We start from the raw sequence: 15,067 nt of genomic DNA, 5'->3' as shown, positions 1-15,067 counted from the left end.
TTCAGAAGCGCTCAGGCCGCAGCAGCGCGTAAGTGAGGTAGAACAGGAGCCCTGCGGTCACGAGGGCGGCGAGCGAATAGTCGAAGATCATGGCTGCCTCCTCAGAGCCGCTCGCAGGCGTAGGCATAGCCAACGGTCAGCGCGAACAGGCCTAAGCCGAGCGCCAAGAGAATGATGTCCAGCATTGGAATGCTCCTCGAGCGCGCATCGGCGCGCATCTGATCGAGCACGAACGAGTCGCGCCTGCGATCGAGCGATGAAGTGCCACTCAGGGCATAGGTTTTCGAGATGAGGCAGTCGGCGACGATATAGGAATCTTATAAAGACGCGGACCGGCGCGGCATCGGCGGTGCTCACCCTCCCCTGGAGGGGAGAGTCGCGAGCGAAGCGAGCGGGGTGGGGTGAATCGCGAAGCGAGCGAAGATCACCCCACCCCGACCGCCTTCGCTTCGCTACGGCGGTCGACCCTCCCCCTCCAGGGGAGGGTGAGCGCCGCTGCACCAGCGGCGCACTTTCGCTTCGTCGTCACTCCGCCGCGACGACCGCCTCAGCCATGCGCTTGCGCAGCGCAGGTCCGCGGCCGTCACCCGCCGGCTGATAGAACGCGCTGTAACGGCGCGAGGCCTCGGCAAATGCCTCGGCATCGGCCGGCTTGGTCACCTCGAAGGTATCGAAGCCGGCGCGAATGAGGAACAGGAACTGGTCGCGCAGCACCTGCCCGGTGGCGCGCAGTTGGCCACGAAAGCCATAGCGTTCGCGCAGAAGGCGCGCCTGGCTATAGGCGCGGCCGTCCTGGAATTTCGGAAACACCAGCGCGACCACATCGAGCCGATCGAGATAAGGCGCGAGCTCGGCGATGTTGCGGTTGTTCGGCCAGATCACGCCGGTTCGGCCGGATCGCCGCAGCAGCTCATCGGCGTCGGCCATAAGCCGCGCCGCCGGCACCAGCACCGCGCCATCATCCGAGATCGGCGCATCGTCGAGAACGCGGACAAACGGGTCTTCGACGATCTTCAGATTCCTAACGAGCGGCATAGACACGATCCTTGAAAGGCTCGACACCCAGACGTTTGACGGTCTCGACGAACAGCTCATTCGGCCGCTCGCGAAGTTCGATATAGGCCGCAACGACGTCCTCGATGACGTCGGCGACCTCGTTGTAAGGCACAGCCGGCCCGAGCAGCGCACCGAGCTCGGCCTGCTCGTCGGCACGGCCGCCGAGCGTGATCTGGAAGAACTCCTCGCCGTTCTTCTCGACACCGAGAATGCCGATGTGGCCGACGTGGTGATGACCGCAGGCGTTGATGCAGCCCGAGATGTTGATGTGCAGCCGTCCGATGTTGTGCTGCGACTCGAGGTTCCGAAAACGCCGCGTCAGCTCCTGCGCCACGGGAATCGAGCGCGTGTTGGCGAGGCTGCAATAGTCGAGCCCGGGGCACGCGATGATGTCGGATACAAGCCCGACATTGGGCGTTGCCACGCCGATCGCATCCAGCGCCTCCCACAACGCCGGCAAATCGCGTTGCGGCACGTGCGGCAGCACGATGTTCTGCTCATGGCCGACGCGGATTTCGCCGAACGAATAACGATCGGCCAAATCAGCGATGGCATCCATCTGCTCGGCGGTGGCGTCGCCCGGCGGGCCGCCTTCCGGCTTCAGCGACAGCGTGACGATGGCATAGCCCGGCACCTTGTGCTGCGATACGGAATTCCTGAACCAGCGCGCGAACTGCGGCTTGATGCTCTGCGCCCGCTGCAATTCGACAGGACCGTTCGCCAGCCGCTCATAGGCCGGATATTTGAAGCGCGAGGCGACGTCTTCCAAAAGCTCCGGGCCGATCGCCAGCGGGCCGTCCTTGATCGACTGCCATTCCGCTTCGACCTCGGAGGCGAACTTCTCGGCGCCGAGCTCGTGCACCAGGATCTTGATGCGCGCTTTGTAGATGTTGTCGCGGCGGCCGTACTGATTATAGACGCGCAGGATCGCCTCGACATAGCTCAGAAGGTCGCGCTTGTGCAGAAACGGCTTCACGGTCTTGGCGACGAACGGCGTGCGGCCGAGCCCGCCACCGACCACCACCTCGAAACCGAGTTCGCCGGCGCCGTTCCTGTGCAGCCACAGCCCGATGTCGTGGACGCGGATCGCAGCGCGATCGTGCTTCGCGGCCGTCACGGCGATCTTGAACTTGCGCGGCAGGAACGAGAACTCGGGGTGCATGGTGCAGTGCTGGCGGAGGATTTCCGCATAGATGCGCGGGTCCTCGAGCTCATCCGGCGCCACGCCCGCCCACTGATCGGTGGTCACGTTGCGCACGCAATTGCCGCTGGTCTGCATGCCGTGCAGCCCGGTCTCGGCGAGATCGGCCATCACGTCCGGCAGGTCGGACAGCTTGATCCAGTTGAACTGCATGTTCTGGCGCGTGGTGAAATGGCCGTAGCCGCGGTCGTAGCGCCGCGCGATATGCGCCAGCGTCCGCAACTGCGCCGACGACAGCGTGCCGTACGGAATGGCGACGCGCAGCATGTAGGCGTGAAGCTGCAGATAGACGCCGTTCATCAGCCGCAGCGGCTTGAACTCGTCCTCGGTCAGCGCACCGGACAGCCTGCGCCCGACCTGGTCGCGAAATTCGCTGACGCGCTCGGCGAGCAGCGTGCGGTCGAAATTGTCGTAGACGTACATGAGAGAATTCCTGCTCAGTGACCCGGCAACGCAAACGTCGGCCCGGCGACGCGAATCTGCTCGCGCAGATTTCCCGGCATGATGCGGCCACCCGTGGTCTCGACCGGCGCGACGTAGGGCCCGACGGCTTCCAGGTCTTCGGTCGAAGCCGCGGTCAGCAGCGCCTTGGCGTCGGTGGCGTTGTGGACGATGGCTGCCGCTTCGATATCGGTGGTCCAGCCGCCGGGCGCCGCGCGATAGACCACGGCGCCATCGCGCAACCGGTTGGCGGTCACCACAACGGGACCGTGGACTTTGAGCTTCTGCTGTGCGGGTGCGGTCATAGGACCACCTCGATGGGACGATGCTGTATGGAATGCGAGATGCCCGGCACCACCGTGACGGTGATGTCCTGGCTGCGCAGGTGTTCGAGCTCGCGATTGAATGCGGGATCGCCGCCCTTCAGCAGCACGACCCGGTCGCCGGCCTTGGCGGCCTCGGCGAGCAACGGACCGATACCGGTCGCGCCCTTGCGCTTGTCGACCGAGACGAGCACAGCGTCGCGGCGCACACGATCGAGAATGTCCGCACCGACCAGTTCGTCGTGGAACACCACGTCGGCGTTCTGCATCGCGTTCAGCGCGCGCAGCGTCAGCAGGTCGGCATCGCCAGGGCCGGTGCCGACCAGATGCACGACGCCCTTGCTGTCGCGCGCAAAGAATTCCGCCTGTTCGATCGCGCCGGACAATTGTTCTGCCGCATACTCGGCGCGGCCCGCCAGAAACGCCGCGCCGATCGGCCCGTCGATCACGCGCTCCCAGAACTTTCGCGACGAGAAACCTGCAACGCGTTTGCGCGCCGCGACGACGCCTTCGCGATGCCGCCGCATCAGCGCGGCGAACTCACCGATGCGCGCCGGAAGAATCGCCTCGATCCGCTCGCGGATGCGGCGCGCCAGCACCGGCGACGCGCCGCCGGTGCCGATCGCCACCGTCACATCGCCGCGATTGACGATGGCCGGAAAGATGAAGGTCGATAAGTCCAGCCGGTCGACCACGTTGACCGGCACACCGAGCGCACGGGCACGCGCCGCGATCCGATCGTCGGTGCCGCGTCCTGCGGCGCTGACCACCGCGAGTGCCGCCGTGATGTCGGCGTCGCCGGGCTCGCCTGTGCGCTTCTCGATGCGGCCCGCGTAGTGGTCGCCGAGCGCAGCTTGCGCCCCGACGTTGCCCTCAACCGAGAACCACCGCACCTGCGCACCCGCGGCGCGCAGAAGATGCAGCTTGGCTTGCGCCTGGCCGCCGGAGCCGACCAGCAGCACCGGACCGGCCGAGACGTCGAAGAACACCGGAAGGAAACCCATCGGATGAAAGTTCCGGTTGACGAAAATTATTTTCTATATAAGTCTCTGATACTGCTCTTGAATAGAAAAATCTTCTACTACGAGCGAACTGAGTCTTGGGAAGTCCGATGCGCAAAAACTTCAAAATCGGGATGGATATTCTCATCGCTGCCAAACGCGGCTTCGTTCGCCCGAAAACGGAGCGCGCGCGATGAACGCGGTCGCCATCAAGCCGGCGCTCGGCGCCACAGTTTCCCACCGCCGCACCCTTCACGTTGCCGTCATCGGCGCGGCCGGGCACGGCAAGTCCACGGTCATCAGCCGGCTGCTCGCCGAAACCGGTTGCCGCGCGGACGGCGTCAGCGCCCTGCACACGCAATCGCACGATGTCCTGCTGCTCGACGATCCGGACCAGAACGAGCTTCTCCGTGACAGCGTGGCCGGCATCGCCCAGGCCGACGCTGCGGTGCTGGTGGTGGACGCGACCGAACGCCGACGCGATTCCGCCCTGCTCTTCGGTCAGCTCCTGAAGCTGCTCGGCATCCGCCAAGTCGTCGTGGTGATCAGCAAGCTCGACGCCGTCAATTACGACGCCGGCCGCCTCCGCGAGATCGAGACCGCAATCACGGATGACATGAAGAGCTTCGGGCTCCGGCCAACCGACATCATTTTGGTGTCGGCGCGTCACGGCGAAGGCCTGACCCGGCAAGCCACCACCGCCGAATGGTATCGCCCGACGCTGATCGAAGCGCTCGACCAGCTGTCCCCCGCGCCCGCGATGCGCAAGCCCTTCGTCGCACCCGCCTCAATGGAAATGTCGTCCGTCGCTTGAAGCATCATGAGCAAAATTGAAATCGTGCCCCCCTCCCCGGTTCAAACCGCGGCCGAGGGACTGATCGAGCTTCGGGATCATGCCGCGCTGTTGACATCGCTCGCTGCGCTTCCAGCGCCACAGCGGCTGAAACAGCTGAGACAAGACCTTCCGGGCAGGATCGCGATGACCACCGCGTTCGGCATGGAAGGTCAGGTCATGCTGCATTGGATCGCCGAGCAGGATCTCGACATCGACGTGGTGACGCTCGACACCGGCCGGCTGTTTCCGGAGACCTACGAGCTGTGGGCCGAGACCGAGCAGCGCTACGGCCGCCGCATCCGCGCGATCTATCCGGAGCGCACCCAGCTCGAGAGCTTGATCGCGCAACAGGGCATCAACGGATTCTACGACTCAAGCGCCGCCCGCGAGGCCTGCTGCAACGTCCGCAAGGTCGACCCGCTCAAACGCGCGCTGGACGGCGCGCAGGCGTGGATCACCGGATTGCGCGCCGACCAGTCGGAGTTTCGCGCCCAATCCTCCGTGGTGACATTCGACGCCGGGCGCAAGCTGCTGAAGGTCAGTCCACTGTTCGACTGGACCCGCCAGGCTGTCGCCGACTTCGCCGCCGCCAACCGCGTGCCGCTCAACAAGCTGCACGCGCAGGGCTTCGTCTCGATCGGCTGCGCGCCGTGCACGCGTGCCGTGGCGCCAGGCGAGCCCGAACGCGCCGGCCGCTGGTGGTGGGAAGGCGACCAGAAGAAAGAGTGCGGGCTGCATCTGCCGCGCACCTGACGCCCTCCAGGCCGGAGCTGATCGGCCGGCGGGCTTGTCTCCCCGAGAGTTCCCTATCAGGTCCGCAGAGCTGAGGCACAACCGGCAAACGGCTGGCCGCCTCCTCATGTTGCAACGCAGCCACTTTTCCCCGCAAACCCGTTCACATCCACGCGCGCTCCGGTCCAGCCCGATTGCTGCAATTGCCGAAATATGGACACAGTGAGCCGGGCGATTTGGAATGTTGGGGAGCGATAGGAATGCTGTTGCGACTTGTTTCTGCGGTGCTGGCGCTGGCCGCACTGGCCGGCTCGGTGGATGTCGCCAATGCCCAGGCCGAACGCATGTTGATGCTGAACGGCGGAGCGCCGCGGGCCAACAACTTCAATTTCTTCGGTTTCAGCGGCACCGACACCACCAAGAGCCGCGTGAACTACAGCGGCAGCGAGCGGCCCGGCACGATCGTGATCAACACCGCCGAGCGGAGGCTCTATCTGGTTGAAGAAGGCGGCTCCGCGCTGCGGTACGGCGTCGGCGTCGGCCGCATCGGCTTCACCTGGAAGGGCACCCACAGGATCACCGCCAAGAAGGAATGGCCGACCTGGACCCCGCCGCCGGAAATGCGCAGGCGCGTCCGCGGACTGCCGGCCCAAATGGCAGGCGGCATCGACAATCCGCTCGGCGCGCGAGCGATGTATCTCGGCAGCACGCTCTACCGCATCCACGGCTCGAACGAGCCAGAGACCATCGGTCAGGCGGTGTCGTCAGGCTGCTTCCGTATGACCAACGACGACGTGCAGGACCTCTATAATCGGGTCGCCGTCGGCACGACGGTGATCGTGCGGTAGCTCTCGGTCGGTCATTCCGGGGCGGCCCGCAGGGCCGAACCCGGAATCCAAACCCGCAAGGATTTCCTCCTGAACTGGATTCCGGGTTCGCACGCTGACGCGTGCGCCCCGGAATGACCACGGAGAGATTTAGGGCTCTCGGCTGAGTCCTTTGCTCTTCAGCTCGTCGAGATAACCCTGCCATTTTGCGGTGCGGTCGCGGCCGAGCTCGGCCAGATAGTCCCAGCTGTAGATTCCGGTGGAATGCGTGTCGTCGAAGACCAGCCTCACGGCGTAATTGCCGATCGGCTGGACCTCCAGGATGGCCACCTGCCGCTTGCCGGGCACGGTTTTCCGCTCCGCCGGCGAATGGCCTTGCACCTCGGCGCTGGGGCTTAGAACCCGCAGATACTCGGCCTCCAGGGCATAGCTCTCGCCGCTGTCAAAGCTCACGGTCAGCGACCGGCGGTCCTTGGCGAGCCGCAATTCCGTGGGCCAGGGCCTCGTATCCGCAGCTGCGGCCATTTCGATCTCCCAAAAACGCAAGTCCGGTCCTATATATAGCCGGAACCACGAACCTGGACGACGGGTGCGCTTCCCGTCACAATCCGGGCGCTGAGGAACCCAATGAATTTTGCCGGTCCCATCGCCGCTCTCGATCGCCCTGCCGCACCCATGGCGCCGCTGATCGACCCGTTTGCCCGGGCCATCACCTATCTGCGGGTGTCGGTGACCGACCGCTGCGACTTCCGCTGCGTCTATTGCATGGCGGAACACATGTCGTTCCTGCCCAAGGCCGAACTCCTGACCCTGGAGGAACTCGACCGGCTCTGCTCGGCCTTCGTGGCCAAGGGCGTGCGCAAGCTCCGCCTCACTGGCGGCGAGCCGCTGGTCCGGCGCGGGATCATGACGCTGTTCTCCTCGCTGTCGCGGCACCTGCAGTCCGGCGCGCTCGACGAGCTGACGCTGACCACCAATGGCTCGCAGCTCGTGAAATACGCCAGCCAACTGAAGGACTGCGGCGTCGAGCGCATCAACGTCTCGCTCGACACGCTCGATCCGGACAAGTTCCGCGCCATCACGCGCTGGGGTGACCTCGGCCAGGTGATGGCCGGCATCGACGCAGCGCAGGCCGCCGGGCTCAAGGTCAAGATCAACGCCGTGGCGCTCAAAGGCGTCAACGAGGACGAACTCGGCGACCTCGTCGCGTGGGCGCACGGCCGCGGCATGGACATCACCATCATCGAGGTGATGCCGCTCGGCGACGTCGGCGACCGGCTCGATCAGTATCTGCCGCTGTCGATGGTCCGTGCCCGCCTGGCGCAGCGCTTCACCTTCGAGGACATCGACTACAAGACCGGCGGGCCCGCGCGCTACGTGCGCGTCAACGAGACCGGTGGACGGCTCGGCTTCATCACGCCGATGACCCACAACTTCTGCGAATCCTGCAATCGCGTTCGCATCACCTGCACGGGCACGCTCTATATGTGCCTCGGCCAGGAGGACGCTGCGGATCTCCGTGCGCCGCTGCGCGCTTCGGAATCCAATGACGCGGTGTACGCCGCGATCGACGACGCGATCACCCGCAAGCCCAAGGGCCACGACTTCGTCATCGACCGGCGCCACAAACGCCCGGCTCTTGCGCGCCATATGAGCGTCACCGGCGGCTGACCTTCATTGCGGTCGGACGCCGGGGGAGCTTTCCGTGCCATCGAGCTTGAGCAAGAACCAGCGCGGCGTGTTGGCCATTTGCGCCTGCATGGCCTCGTACACCGTCAACGACGCGCTGGTGAAGAAGATTCTGATGACCTACCCGGTGGGCGAAGTCATCTTTCTGCGCGGCGTGATCACGACCGTGCTGATCGGCGCAGTCGCGCTGGCGATGGGCCTCGGCCGGCAGCTTGCGGCAGGCCCGAGCGGCCCGGTCGCCCTGCGCTCCCTGGTCGACGGGCTTTCCACCGCGGCCTTTCTTGCGGCGCTGGCGCACATGAAGCTCGCCAACATCGCGGCCGTGCTGCAAATCGCCCCGCTCTTCATCATCGCGCTTTCGGTTCTTCTGTTCGGTGAGATCGTCGGCTGGCGACGTTGGGCGGCGATCGGCGTGGGCTTCCTTGGCGCACTCCTCGTGATCAAGCCGATCCCCTCCGAGTTCAACATCTGGTCCCTGGTGGCAGCCGGCTCGGCCATGGCCGCCGCGCTCCGTGAAATCCTGACGCGACGGATCGGTCGGGCGCTGCCAGTGGCGGTGCTTGCCTTCTGGAGCTCGGCCGGCATCGGCCTGTTCGGCCTCGTGTTCCTTGCGAGCGAGGACTGGCGCGCCTTTGCGGCTTGGGACCTGGCGCAGTTATGCACGGCCGCAATCTTCATGTGCATCGCGCTTTACCTGATGGCTCTGGGCTTTCGCGACGTCGATCTCTCGGTCGTCGCGCCATTCCGGTACAGCTACCTGATCACGTCTGCGGTCGGAGGCTACATCATGTTCCGCGAGCTGCCCGACGAATGGACCGTGGTCGGCGCGCTGCTGATCGTCGCCGGCGGCATCTATACGCTGCATCGCGAAGCGGTGAGACGCCGCGATCTCACCATGAAAAGCACGACCGCGGCTTAATTCACGCCTTCGACGTATCCCCGGAATGACATCCGTGGGGTGACCGCGGCGCACAATGAGGCCTTCGACCAAGATTGGATTGACGACCCGCAGGCCGTTCGGATTAGGTGGCGGCAGGTCCGGCGGGGGGACGAAAAGCCGGGCCGAGGGTTGGTCGCCCGGAGGGGAAACCAGATTTTGGACGGGACCATTCACACGCTGCTGAAGTTCAGCCGCGGCATCGATGCCGTGAACTATCGGTTCGGCATCATCGCCAATTATCTGGTCCTGTTCTCGGCACTGCTCAGCGCCGCCAACGCGGCCTTCCGCTATGGCATCAACGGCCTGATCGAGCTCAGCCGCGATTACCACTTCCTGTCCGGCATCCAGACCCTGGTCCATTGGTACGGCAACAACTCCAACGCCTTCCTGGAAGGCCAATGGTACATGTTCGCCGCCATGGTGATGCTCGGCGCGGCCTGGACGCTGAAGGTCAATGAGCATGTCCGCGTCGACCTCGTTTACGGCATGGTCAGCGACCGCGCCCGCATCTACATCGACCTGCTTGGCGGGCTGTTGTTCCTGATGCCGATGTGCCTCGTGATGATCTACTTCACCTGGCCGTGGTTCCTCGGGGCCTTCAAGTCTGGCGAGGTCTCGACCAATGCTGGCGGGCTCATCCGCTGGCCGGTCCTGCTGGTGCTGCCGATCGGCTTTGGCCTGGTCGCGCTCCAGGGCGTGTCCGAAATCATCAAATGCATCGCGGCGCTTACGATCGGCTACAGGCGCGAGCACGCCTACGAGAAGCCGCTGCAATGATCGATTTCGTCACCCACAACATGGCCCCGCTGATGTTCGTGGGCATGATGCTGTTCATGGTGATCGGCTATCCGGCGGCGTTCTCGCTCGCCGCGGTCGGCTTGTTCTTCGCCTTCATCGGCATCGAGCTGGGTCTGATCCGTCCGGACTTCCTCGGCAACCTCACCTTCCAGCTCTACGGCATCATCTCCAACGATCTGCTGCTCGCGATCCCGTTCTTCACGCTGATGGGGACGATCCTCGAACGATGCGGGCTGGCTGAGGATTTGCTGGAAGGCTTTGGGCAACTGTTTGGTCCGGTGCGTGGCGGCCTCTCCTACGCAGTGATCCTGGTCGGCGCGGTGCTGGGCGCCATCACCGGAACCGTCGCGGCATCCGTGATCGCCATGGGCATCATCTCGCTGCCGGTGATGATGCGTTACGGCTATTCGATCCGGCACACCACCGGCGTGATCGCAGCCTCCGGCACCATCACCCAGCTCATTCCGCCGTCGCTGGTGCTGGTCGTGCTCGCCGACCAGCTCGGCAAGTCGGTCGGCGACATGTATCTCGGCGCGGTCGGCCCGAGCTTCATCCAGATCGCGCTGTTCGCGGGCTACGTGCTGCTGCTGACCTACATCCGTCCGCAGGACGTGCCGGCGCTGCCGCCCGAGGCGCGGACGCTCCATGGCTGGGCGCTGATCGGGCGCTGCGTCCGCGGCATGGTGCCGTCGTTGATCCTGATCTTCCTGGTGCTGGGCACCATCTTCATGGGCCTTGCCACGCCGACCGAAGCCGGCGCCATGGGCGTGGTCGGAGGCTTCGCGCTCGCCTGGGTCAACGGCCGGCTGTCCTGGGACCTGGTGTATCAGGGCATGTCGTCCACCATGCGGATCACCGCCATGGTGGTGTTCATCCTGATCGGCGCCCGCGTGTTCAGCCTGGTGTTCCAGGGCGTCGGCGGCCGCGATTGGATCGAACATATGCTCACGGCGCTGCCAGGCGGCGTGGTGGGCTTCCTCGTCTTCGTCAACATCTTCGTCTTCATCATCGCGTTCTTCCTCGATTTCTTCGAGATCGCCTTCATCATCATCCCGATGCTGGCGCCGGCTGCGAGCAAGCTCGGCATCGACCTGATCTGGTTCGGCGTGCTGATCTGCGCGAACGTGCAGACGAGCTTCATGCATCCGCCGTTCGGCTTCGCGCTGTTCTACATCCGCGGCATCGCACCGCCGTCGGTTAAAAGCTCGGACATCTATCTCGGCGCAATCCCCTGGGTGATCCTGCAGCTTATCCTGGTGGCGATCCTGATCATCTGGCCGCAGACCGTGACCTTCATGCTCGACGCCCCCGCCAAGGTCGATCCGGCCATGATCGAGCAGCAGCTCCGCAACCTGCCCGGCCTCGACACGCCGCCGCCGCTGGAATTGGGCCCGCCGAAGTTCTAAATCCGGTGCTTCATCCGCGCCTCGCGTGGGCGCGGCTGCAACCGTTGAGGGGGATCTTGTGCAAAAAGAGCGATTGACGGCGTTCAGCGATGGCGTGGTCGCCATCATCATCACCATCATGGTGCTGGAGTTGAAGGTGCCGCACGGCGAGAACTGGGCGGACCTCGCAAAGCTCGTCCCGACGTTCCTGAGCTATGTGCTGAGCTTCGCCTACGTCGGGATCTACTGGAACAACCATCACCATCTGTTCCAAACCTGCGAGCAGGTCGACGGCACCATCCTCTGGGCGAACATGCACTTGCTGTTCTGGATGTCGCTGATCCCGTTCGCGACCGGATGGATGGGTGAAAATCATTTTGCCGCGCTGCCGACCGCGCTCTATGGCGTTTCGCTGCTCATGCCTGCGGTCGCCTACTTCATCCTCCAATGGACCATCGTCCGGCTTCAGGGCCGCGACGGCGTTCTGGCGAGAGCACTCGGTCGAGACTACAAGGGTAAGCTTTCCACCGTCCTATACTTGGTTGCGATCGCGGCGGCATTCTTTGCGCCGTGGCTCGCACAGGCGTTGTATGTGGCGGTGGCGCTGATGTGGCTCTGCCCGGATCGCCGGATCGAACGGGAGTTGAAGGCGTAGAGCGCTCCCCAACGACAAAGCCCCGGAACCTGCGCTCCGGGGCTTTTCTTTTCCATTCAGAACCGCGCCTACGCCCGCGTGCGCATGCGGATCATGAAGTTGTCGAAGCCGCCTTCGGCCACCTGCATCCACAGATACGAGTCGCCGCGGAACGGCACCAGGCTGTCGTACATCTTCTTGAACATCGGATTGGTCTTCGACAGGTCCGCGTAGATCTCGTTGGCAGCCTTGTAGCAAGCTTCCATCACGTCCTGCGGGAAGGCGCGAAGCTGGGCGCCGCCGGACAGAAGCCGCTTGAGCGCCGGCGGATTGGCATAGTCATAACGCCCGAGCACCTCGTTCCAGGCGTCGCCCGAGGCGGCGATGATGGCGGCCTGATAGGCCTTCGGCAGCTCGCGCCACTTCGCAAGGTTGATGATGTTGTGCGACTGGCCGCAGCCCTCCCACCAGCCCGGATAGTAGTAGTACTTCGCGACCTTGTAGAAGCCGAGCTTCTCGTCGTCGTAGGGACCGACCCATTCGGCGGCATCGAGCGTGCCCTTCTCCAGCGCCGGATAGATGTCGCCCGCCGCAAGCTGCTGCGGCACCAGGCCGACCTTCTGCAGGATGGTGCCGGCAAAGCCGCCGACCCGCATCTTCAGGCCCGACATGTCACTAAGGCTGTTGATCTCCTTCCGAAACCAGCCGCCCATCTGCGCGCCGGTGTTGGCGGCCGGGATGCCGAGGCAGTTGTACTTTTCGAGCAGCTCGTTCATCAGCTCGTTGCCGCCGGCGAAGCGCTGCCACGCATTGATCTGTCGCGCATTGACGCCGAACGGCAGCGCCGTGCCGTAGGTGAAGGCCGGATCCTTGCCCCAGTAGTAGTACAGCGCCGTGTTGCCCATCTCGACGGTGCCGCTCTGCACCGCGTCGAGCACCTGCAGGCCGGGCACGATCTCGCCCGAGGCGAACACCTGGATCTGGAATTTGTTGTCAGTGATCTCGGCGATCCGCTTGGAGAAAAATTCACAGCCGCCATAGAGCGTATCGAGCGACTTCGGCCAGCTCGCCGTGAGCCGCCATTTGATCTCGGGCATGGACTGGGCCACCGCCGGCGCGGCAACAGCCGACGCCGCGACGCCGAGGCCCGCAGCCGTCAGAAATTCACGACGCTTCATGACGTTTCCCCTTTGCCTGTTTTTTTGTCGGCGCAAGAAGGGGCACAAAAGCGAACCGCGACGTCTTCTCACGCCGACAGCGAGGACAAGTCTAGGCAAATGCGGCGCGCTGAGGAATGAGCCTTTCGTCGGGCCCCGCAGTGCAATATGAATTCGCGTATCCGCCGTGCGTTATTCGGTCTTCAGATACGCCGCATGGCAGCCGTTGCAAGCCGCGCGCAATTGTCCGATCAGCGCCTTGAACTCGTTACCGTGCTTGGCGTGGGGTCGCATCGAGGGCAAATTTCGATGCGCCCTCGATTCGAGCGAACAAGCCCCGTCCGATGGGCGGGGCTTGTTTGCAATCGAAGGAAGCTCGGTGTTAGTCGCGGCAGCGCCTGATCTTCTTGACCGATCCGTCGTCCCTGCGGATGACTGTGGTGCGGCAGCGCTCATAGCCGCGATCATAGCCGCGATCATATCCCGAGGTGTACACGTCGCGTTCGCGATAGCCGCGGTGATATCCCGGGCCGACATCGACGCCCACTCCGACGCCACCGGCCCTTCCGCCGATATAGACATCTTCAGCAAACGCCGGGCTCGCCAGCGCCACGCCCGCGAGTGCGGTCAGCACAATCAGTCCTCTCATGGATGGCTCCTTGTGTTGTCCTCCCAGCGGGGAACGCTTTGCTGCGATGCGCGTTCCTGAACTATAGATTTTTACGTACGACCGCCGACAGAGCACAAAAGAACCGGGCCTCCGCTTTCGCGAAGGCCCGGGATTTGCTGCTCGCCTATTGATACCCGCGCTAGCCGCGCGGACGGCTGCGGATCATGAAGTTGTCGTAGGTATACTCAGCGACCTGCCACCACAAATAAGCATCGTTGCGGAAGGCGACCATCGCGTCATAGACCTTCTTGAAATCGGCGTTGGCGGCAGTGGTCTCGGCGAACACCTCGTTCGCAGCCTTCAAGCAGGCCTCCAGCACCGGCTGCGTGAACGGCCGCAGCTGCGCGCCGCTCGAAACCAGCCGCCGCAAGGCCTGCGGGTTGCGCGCGTCGTAGCGCGCAGTCATTTCGATGCTGGCGTAGCCTGCAGCCGCGTTGATCACCGCCTGATAATTTTTCGGCAACGCTTCCCACTTCGCGGTGTTGATCATGAAGTGCAACGCAGCGCAGCCTTCCCACCATCCCGGGTAGTAGTAGTACTTCGCGACCTTCTGGAAGCCGAGCTTCTCGTCGTCGTAGGGGCCGACCCATTCGGCGGCGTCGATGGTGCCCTTCTCCAGCGCCGGATAGATGTCGCCACCGGCGATCTGCTGCGGCACCACACCGAGCTTCTGCAGGGTGCGGCCGGCAAGACCTGCGATGCGGAACTTGAGGCCATTGAGGTCGGCAACCTCCTTGATCTCCTTCCTGAACCAGCCGCCCATCTGCGCACCGGTGTTGCCGCCCGGGATCGCAGTGACGTTCGACTTCTTGGCGAAGTCGTTCATCAGCTTCATGCCGTCGCCGTCATAGAACCAGGCATTCAACTGACGGGTGTTCAGCCCGAACGGCACGATGGTGAACAGCGCCCAGGTGGGATCCTTGCCGTAATAATAGTAGGAGGCGGTGTGGCACATCTCGACATTGCCGGCGGACGTCGCATCGAGCGCCTGCAAGGCGGGAACGATCTCGCCGCCCGCGAAGGTCTGGATCTGCAGCTTGCCGTCGGTGGCCTCCGCGCAGTACTTGGCGAAGGTCTCGGAGGCGCCCCACAGCGCGTCGAGCGACTTCGGGAAGCTCGAAGTGAGCCGCCACTTCACCTCCGGCATCGACTGCGCGATGGCCGGCGCTGCGACAGCCGCCGAGGCGGCGACGCCCAGGCCGCCCGCCTTGAGAAATTCACGACGTTTCATGGCTTGCTTTCCTCTCGTTCATGCCGCGCCCGGCGCGCGTAGAGCCGCAGCAGACCCAAGGTCCCCGGCTCCGGCCACGGAATCCTTCTAACCCACCGACCGAAAAAGGAAACCCCGGAGGTAAGCCGCCGAGGATCACCTTTAGTC

General features: G+C 64.3%; 18 protein-coding genes. 8 read left to right on the top strand and 10 right to left on the bottom strand.

Features of this window, described 5'->3' with window-relative positions:
- Nucleotide 1 precedes the first annotated feature (1 nt).
- The 6 genes from RHPLAN_RS16860 to RHPLAN_RS16840 all read right to left on the bottom strand — a co-directional run bounded on the left by RHPLAN_RS16860 (nt 2) and on the right by RHPLAN_RS16840 (nt 4,025).
- Entirely contained in the window at nt 2-91 is a 90-nt protein-coding gene (locus RHPLAN_RS16860) for a K(+)-transporting ATPase subunit F (RefSeq protein WP_068020079.1), read from the bottom strand.
- Between the two features lie 10 nt (nt 92-101).
- The gene (locus RHPLAN_RS40805; RefSeq protein WP_257730477.1) at nt 102-230 is read right to left on the bottom strand and encodes a hypothetical protein; all 129 of its coding nucleotides are present in this window, start codon (nt 228-230) and stop codon (nt 102-104) included.
- Between the two features lie 295 nt (nt 231-525).
- Nucleotides 526-1,035, bottom strand: coding sequence for a DUF934 domain-containing protein (locus RHPLAN_RS16855; RefSeq protein WP_068020078.1), 510 nt, complete (start codon nt 1,033-1,035; stop codon nt 526-528).
- Entirely contained in the window at nt 1,022-2,680 is a 1,659-nt protein-coding gene (locus RHPLAN_RS16850; protein ID WP_068020076.1) for a nitrite/sulfite reductase, read from the bottom strand. Before RHPLAN_RS16850 ends, RHPLAN_RS16855 begins: the two co-directional genes overlap by 14 nt.
- A gap of 14 nt (nt 2,681-2,694) precedes the next feature.
- The gene (locus RHPLAN_RS16845) at nt 2,695-3,003 is read right to left on the bottom strand and encodes a DUF2849 domain-containing protein (RefSeq protein WP_068020074.1); all 309 of its coding nucleotides are present in this window, start codon (nt 3,001-3,003) and stop codon (nt 2,695-2,697) included.
- Nucleotides 3,000-4,025 (bottom strand): siroheme synthase family protein, encoded by a 1,026-nt coding sequence (locus RHPLAN_RS16840; protein ID WP_068020072.1) that lies wholly within the window; start codon nt 4,023-4,025, stop codon nt 3,000-3,002. The genes RHPLAN_RS16845 and RHPLAN_RS16840 overlap by 4 nt, the downstream gene beginning before the upstream one ends.
- Nucleotides 4,026-4,215: 190 nt before the next feature.
- Here RHPLAN_RS16840 and RHPLAN_RS16835 point away from each other — a divergent pair, with 190 nt between their 5' ends.
- The 3 genes from RHPLAN_RS16835 to RHPLAN_RS16825 all read left to right on the top strand — a co-directional run bounded on the left by RHPLAN_RS16835 (nt 4,216) and on the right by RHPLAN_RS16825 (nt 6,437).
- On the top strand, nt 4,216-4,836 hold the full coding sequence (locus RHPLAN_RS16835) for a GTP-binding protein (protein ID WP_068020071.1): 621 nt from the start codon (nt 4,216-4,218) through the stop codon (nt 4,834-4,836).
- Between the two features lie 6 nt (nt 4,837-4,842).
- The gene (locus tag RHPLAN_RS16830) at nt 4,843-5,610 is read left to right on the top strand and encodes a phosphoadenylyl-sulfate reductase (protein ID WP_084245065.1); all 768 of its coding nucleotides are present in this window, start codon (nt 4,843-4,845) and stop codon (nt 5,608-5,610) included.
- A gap of 239 nt (nt 5,611-5,849) precedes the next feature.
- Nucleotides 5,850-6,437, top strand: coding sequence for a L,D-transpeptidase (locus RHPLAN_RS16825; RefSeq protein WP_068020068.1), 588 nt, complete (start codon nt 5,850-5,852; stop codon nt 6,435-6,437).
- Between the two features lie 129 nt (nt 6,438-6,566).
- On the opposite strand, the gene RHPLAN_RS16820 is transcribed toward RHPLAN_RS16825, so the two are convergent.
- Entirely contained in the window at nt 6,567-6,941 is a 375-nt protein-coding gene (locus tag RHPLAN_RS16820) for a gamma-butyrobetaine hydroxylase family protein (RefSeq protein WP_068020066.1), read from the bottom strand.
- A 102-nt stretch (nt 6,942-7,043) separates the two neighbouring features.
- On the opposite strand from RHPLAN_RS16820, the gene moaA reads away from it, so the two are divergent.
- The 5 genes from moaA (at nt 7,044) to RHPLAN_RS16795 (ending at nt 11,883) form a co-directional block, all read left to right on the top strand.
- Nucleotides 7,044-8,087: a GTP 3',8-cyclase MoaA gene (gene moaA / locus RHPLAN_RS16815; protein ID WP_068020064.1), complete on the top strand. Its 1,044-nt coding sequence runs from the start codon at nt 7,044-7,046 to the stop codon at nt 8,085-8,087.
- 34 nt (nt 8,088-8,121) lie between these two features.
- Entirely contained in the window at nt 8,122-9,024 is a 903-nt protein-coding gene (locus tag RHPLAN_RS16810) for a DMT family transporter (protein WP_157100315.1), read from the top strand.
- A gap of 189 nt (nt 9,025-9,213) precedes the next feature.
- Entirely contained in the window at nt 9,214-9,822 is a 609-nt protein-coding gene (locus RHPLAN_RS16805) for a TRAP transporter small permease subunit (RefSeq protein WP_068031361.1), read from the top strand.
- Nucleotides 9,819-11,249: a TRAP transporter large permease gene (locus RHPLAN_RS16800; RefSeq protein ID WP_068020060.1), complete on the top strand. Its 1,431-nt coding sequence runs from the start codon at nt 9,819-9,821 to the stop codon at nt 11,247-11,249. The genes RHPLAN_RS16805 and RHPLAN_RS16800 overlap by 4 nt, the downstream gene beginning before the upstream one ends.
- A 73-nt stretch (nt 11,250-11,322) precedes the next feature.
- Nucleotides 11,323-11,883 carry a TMEM175 family protein gene (locus RHPLAN_RS16795; protein WP_237180161.1) on the top strand — a complete coding sequence of 187 codons (561 nt, stop codon included), beginning with the start codon at nt 11,323-11,325 and terminating at the stop codon, nt 11,881-11,883.
- A 68-nt stretch (nt 11,884-11,951) separates the two neighbouring features.
- Here the strand turns inward: RHPLAN_RS16795 and RHPLAN_RS16790 are convergent, their stop codons facing one another.
- The 3 genes from RHPLAN_RS16790 to RHPLAN_RS16780 form a co-directional block, all read right to left on the bottom strand.
- On the bottom strand, nt 11,952-13,040 hold the full coding sequence (locus RHPLAN_RS16790) for a TRAP transporter substrate-binding protein (protein WP_068020057.1): 1,089 nt from the start codon (nt 13,038-13,040) through the stop codon (nt 11,952-11,954).
- A 361-nt stretch (nt 13,041-13,401) separates the two neighbouring features.
- Nucleotides 13,402-13,668 carry a hypothetical protein gene (locus tag RHPLAN_RS16785; protein WP_068020055.1) on the bottom strand — a complete coding sequence of 89 codons (267 nt, stop codon included), beginning with the start codon at nt 13,666-13,668 and terminating at the stop codon, nt 13,402-13,404.
- Nucleotides 13,669-13,828: 160 nt separating this feature from the next.
- Complete coding sequence (locus tag RHPLAN_RS16780; RefSeq protein ID WP_068020053.1) at nt 13,829-14,920, bottom strand: TRAP transporter substrate-binding protein; 1,092 nt, start codon at nt 14,918-14,920, stop codon at nt 13,829-13,831.
- Between the last annotated feature and the right edge of the window lie 147 nt (nt 14,921-15,067).

The organism is Rhodoplanes sp. Z2-YC6860 (assembly GCF_001579845.1).
Classification (GTDB): domain Bacteria; phylum Pseudomonadota; class Alphaproteobacteria; order Rhizobiales; family Xanthobacteraceae; genus Z2-YC6860.
This window is presented reverse-complemented; position numbering and strand designations above follow the sequence as displayed.

Coding starts and splice junctions, on each gene's coding strand:
- RHPLAN_RS16835 (WP_068020071.1), top strand. CDS start 4,216: ATGAACGCGGTCGCCATCAAGCCGGCGCTCGGCGCCACAGTTTCCCAC.
- RHPLAN_RS16800 (WP_068020060.1), top strand. CDS start 9,819: ATGATCGATTTCGTCACCCACAACATGGCCCCGCTGATGTTCGTGGGC.
- RHPLAN_RS16785 (WP_068020055.1), bottom strand. CDS start 13,668: ATGAGAGGACTGATTGTGCTGACCGCACTCGCGGGCGTGGCGCTGGCG.
- moaA (WP_068020064.1), top strand. CDS start 7,044: ATGAATTTTGCCGGTCCCATCGCCGCTCTCGATCGCCCTGCCGCACCC.
- RHPLAN_RS16825 (WP_068020068.1), top strand. CDS start 5,850: ATGCTGTTGCGACTTGTTTCTGCGGTGCTGGCGCTGGCCGCACTGGCC.
- RHPLAN_RS16820 (WP_068020066.1), bottom strand. CDS start 6,941: ATGGCCGCAGCTGCGGATACGAGGCCCTGGCCCACGGAATTGCGGCTC.
- RHPLAN_RS16780 (WP_068020053.1), bottom strand. CDS start 14,920: ATGAAACGTCGTGAATTTCTCAAGGCGGGCGGCCTGGGCGTCGCCGCC.
- RHPLAN_RS16830 (WP_084245065.1), top strand. CDS start 4,843: ATGAGCAAAATTGAAATCGTGCCCCCCTCCCCGGTTCAAACCGCGGCC.
- RHPLAN_RS16845 (WP_068020074.1), bottom strand. CDS start 3,003: ATGACCGCACCCGCACAGCAGAAGCTCAAAGTCCACGGTCCCGTTGTG.
- RHPLAN_RS16850 (WP_068020076.1), bottom strand. CDS start 2,680: ATGTACGTCTACGACAATTTCGACCGCACGCTGCTCGCCGAGCGCGTC.
- RHPLAN_RS16855 (WP_068020078.1), bottom strand. CDS start 1,035: ATGCCGCTCGTTAGGAATCTGAAGATCGTCGAAGACCCGTTTGTCCGC.
- RHPLAN_RS16860 (WP_068020079.1), bottom strand. CDS start 91: ATGATCTTCGACTATTCGCTCGCCGCCCTCGTGACCGCAGGGCTCCTG.
- RHPLAN_RS16840 (WP_068020072.1), bottom strand. CDS start 4,025: ATGGGTTTCCTTCCGGTGTTCTTCGACGTCTCGGCCGGTCCGGTGCTG.
- RHPLAN_RS16790 (WP_068020057.1), bottom strand. CDS start 13,040: ATGAAGCGTCGTGAATTTCTGACGGCTGCGGGCCTCGGCGTCGCGGCG.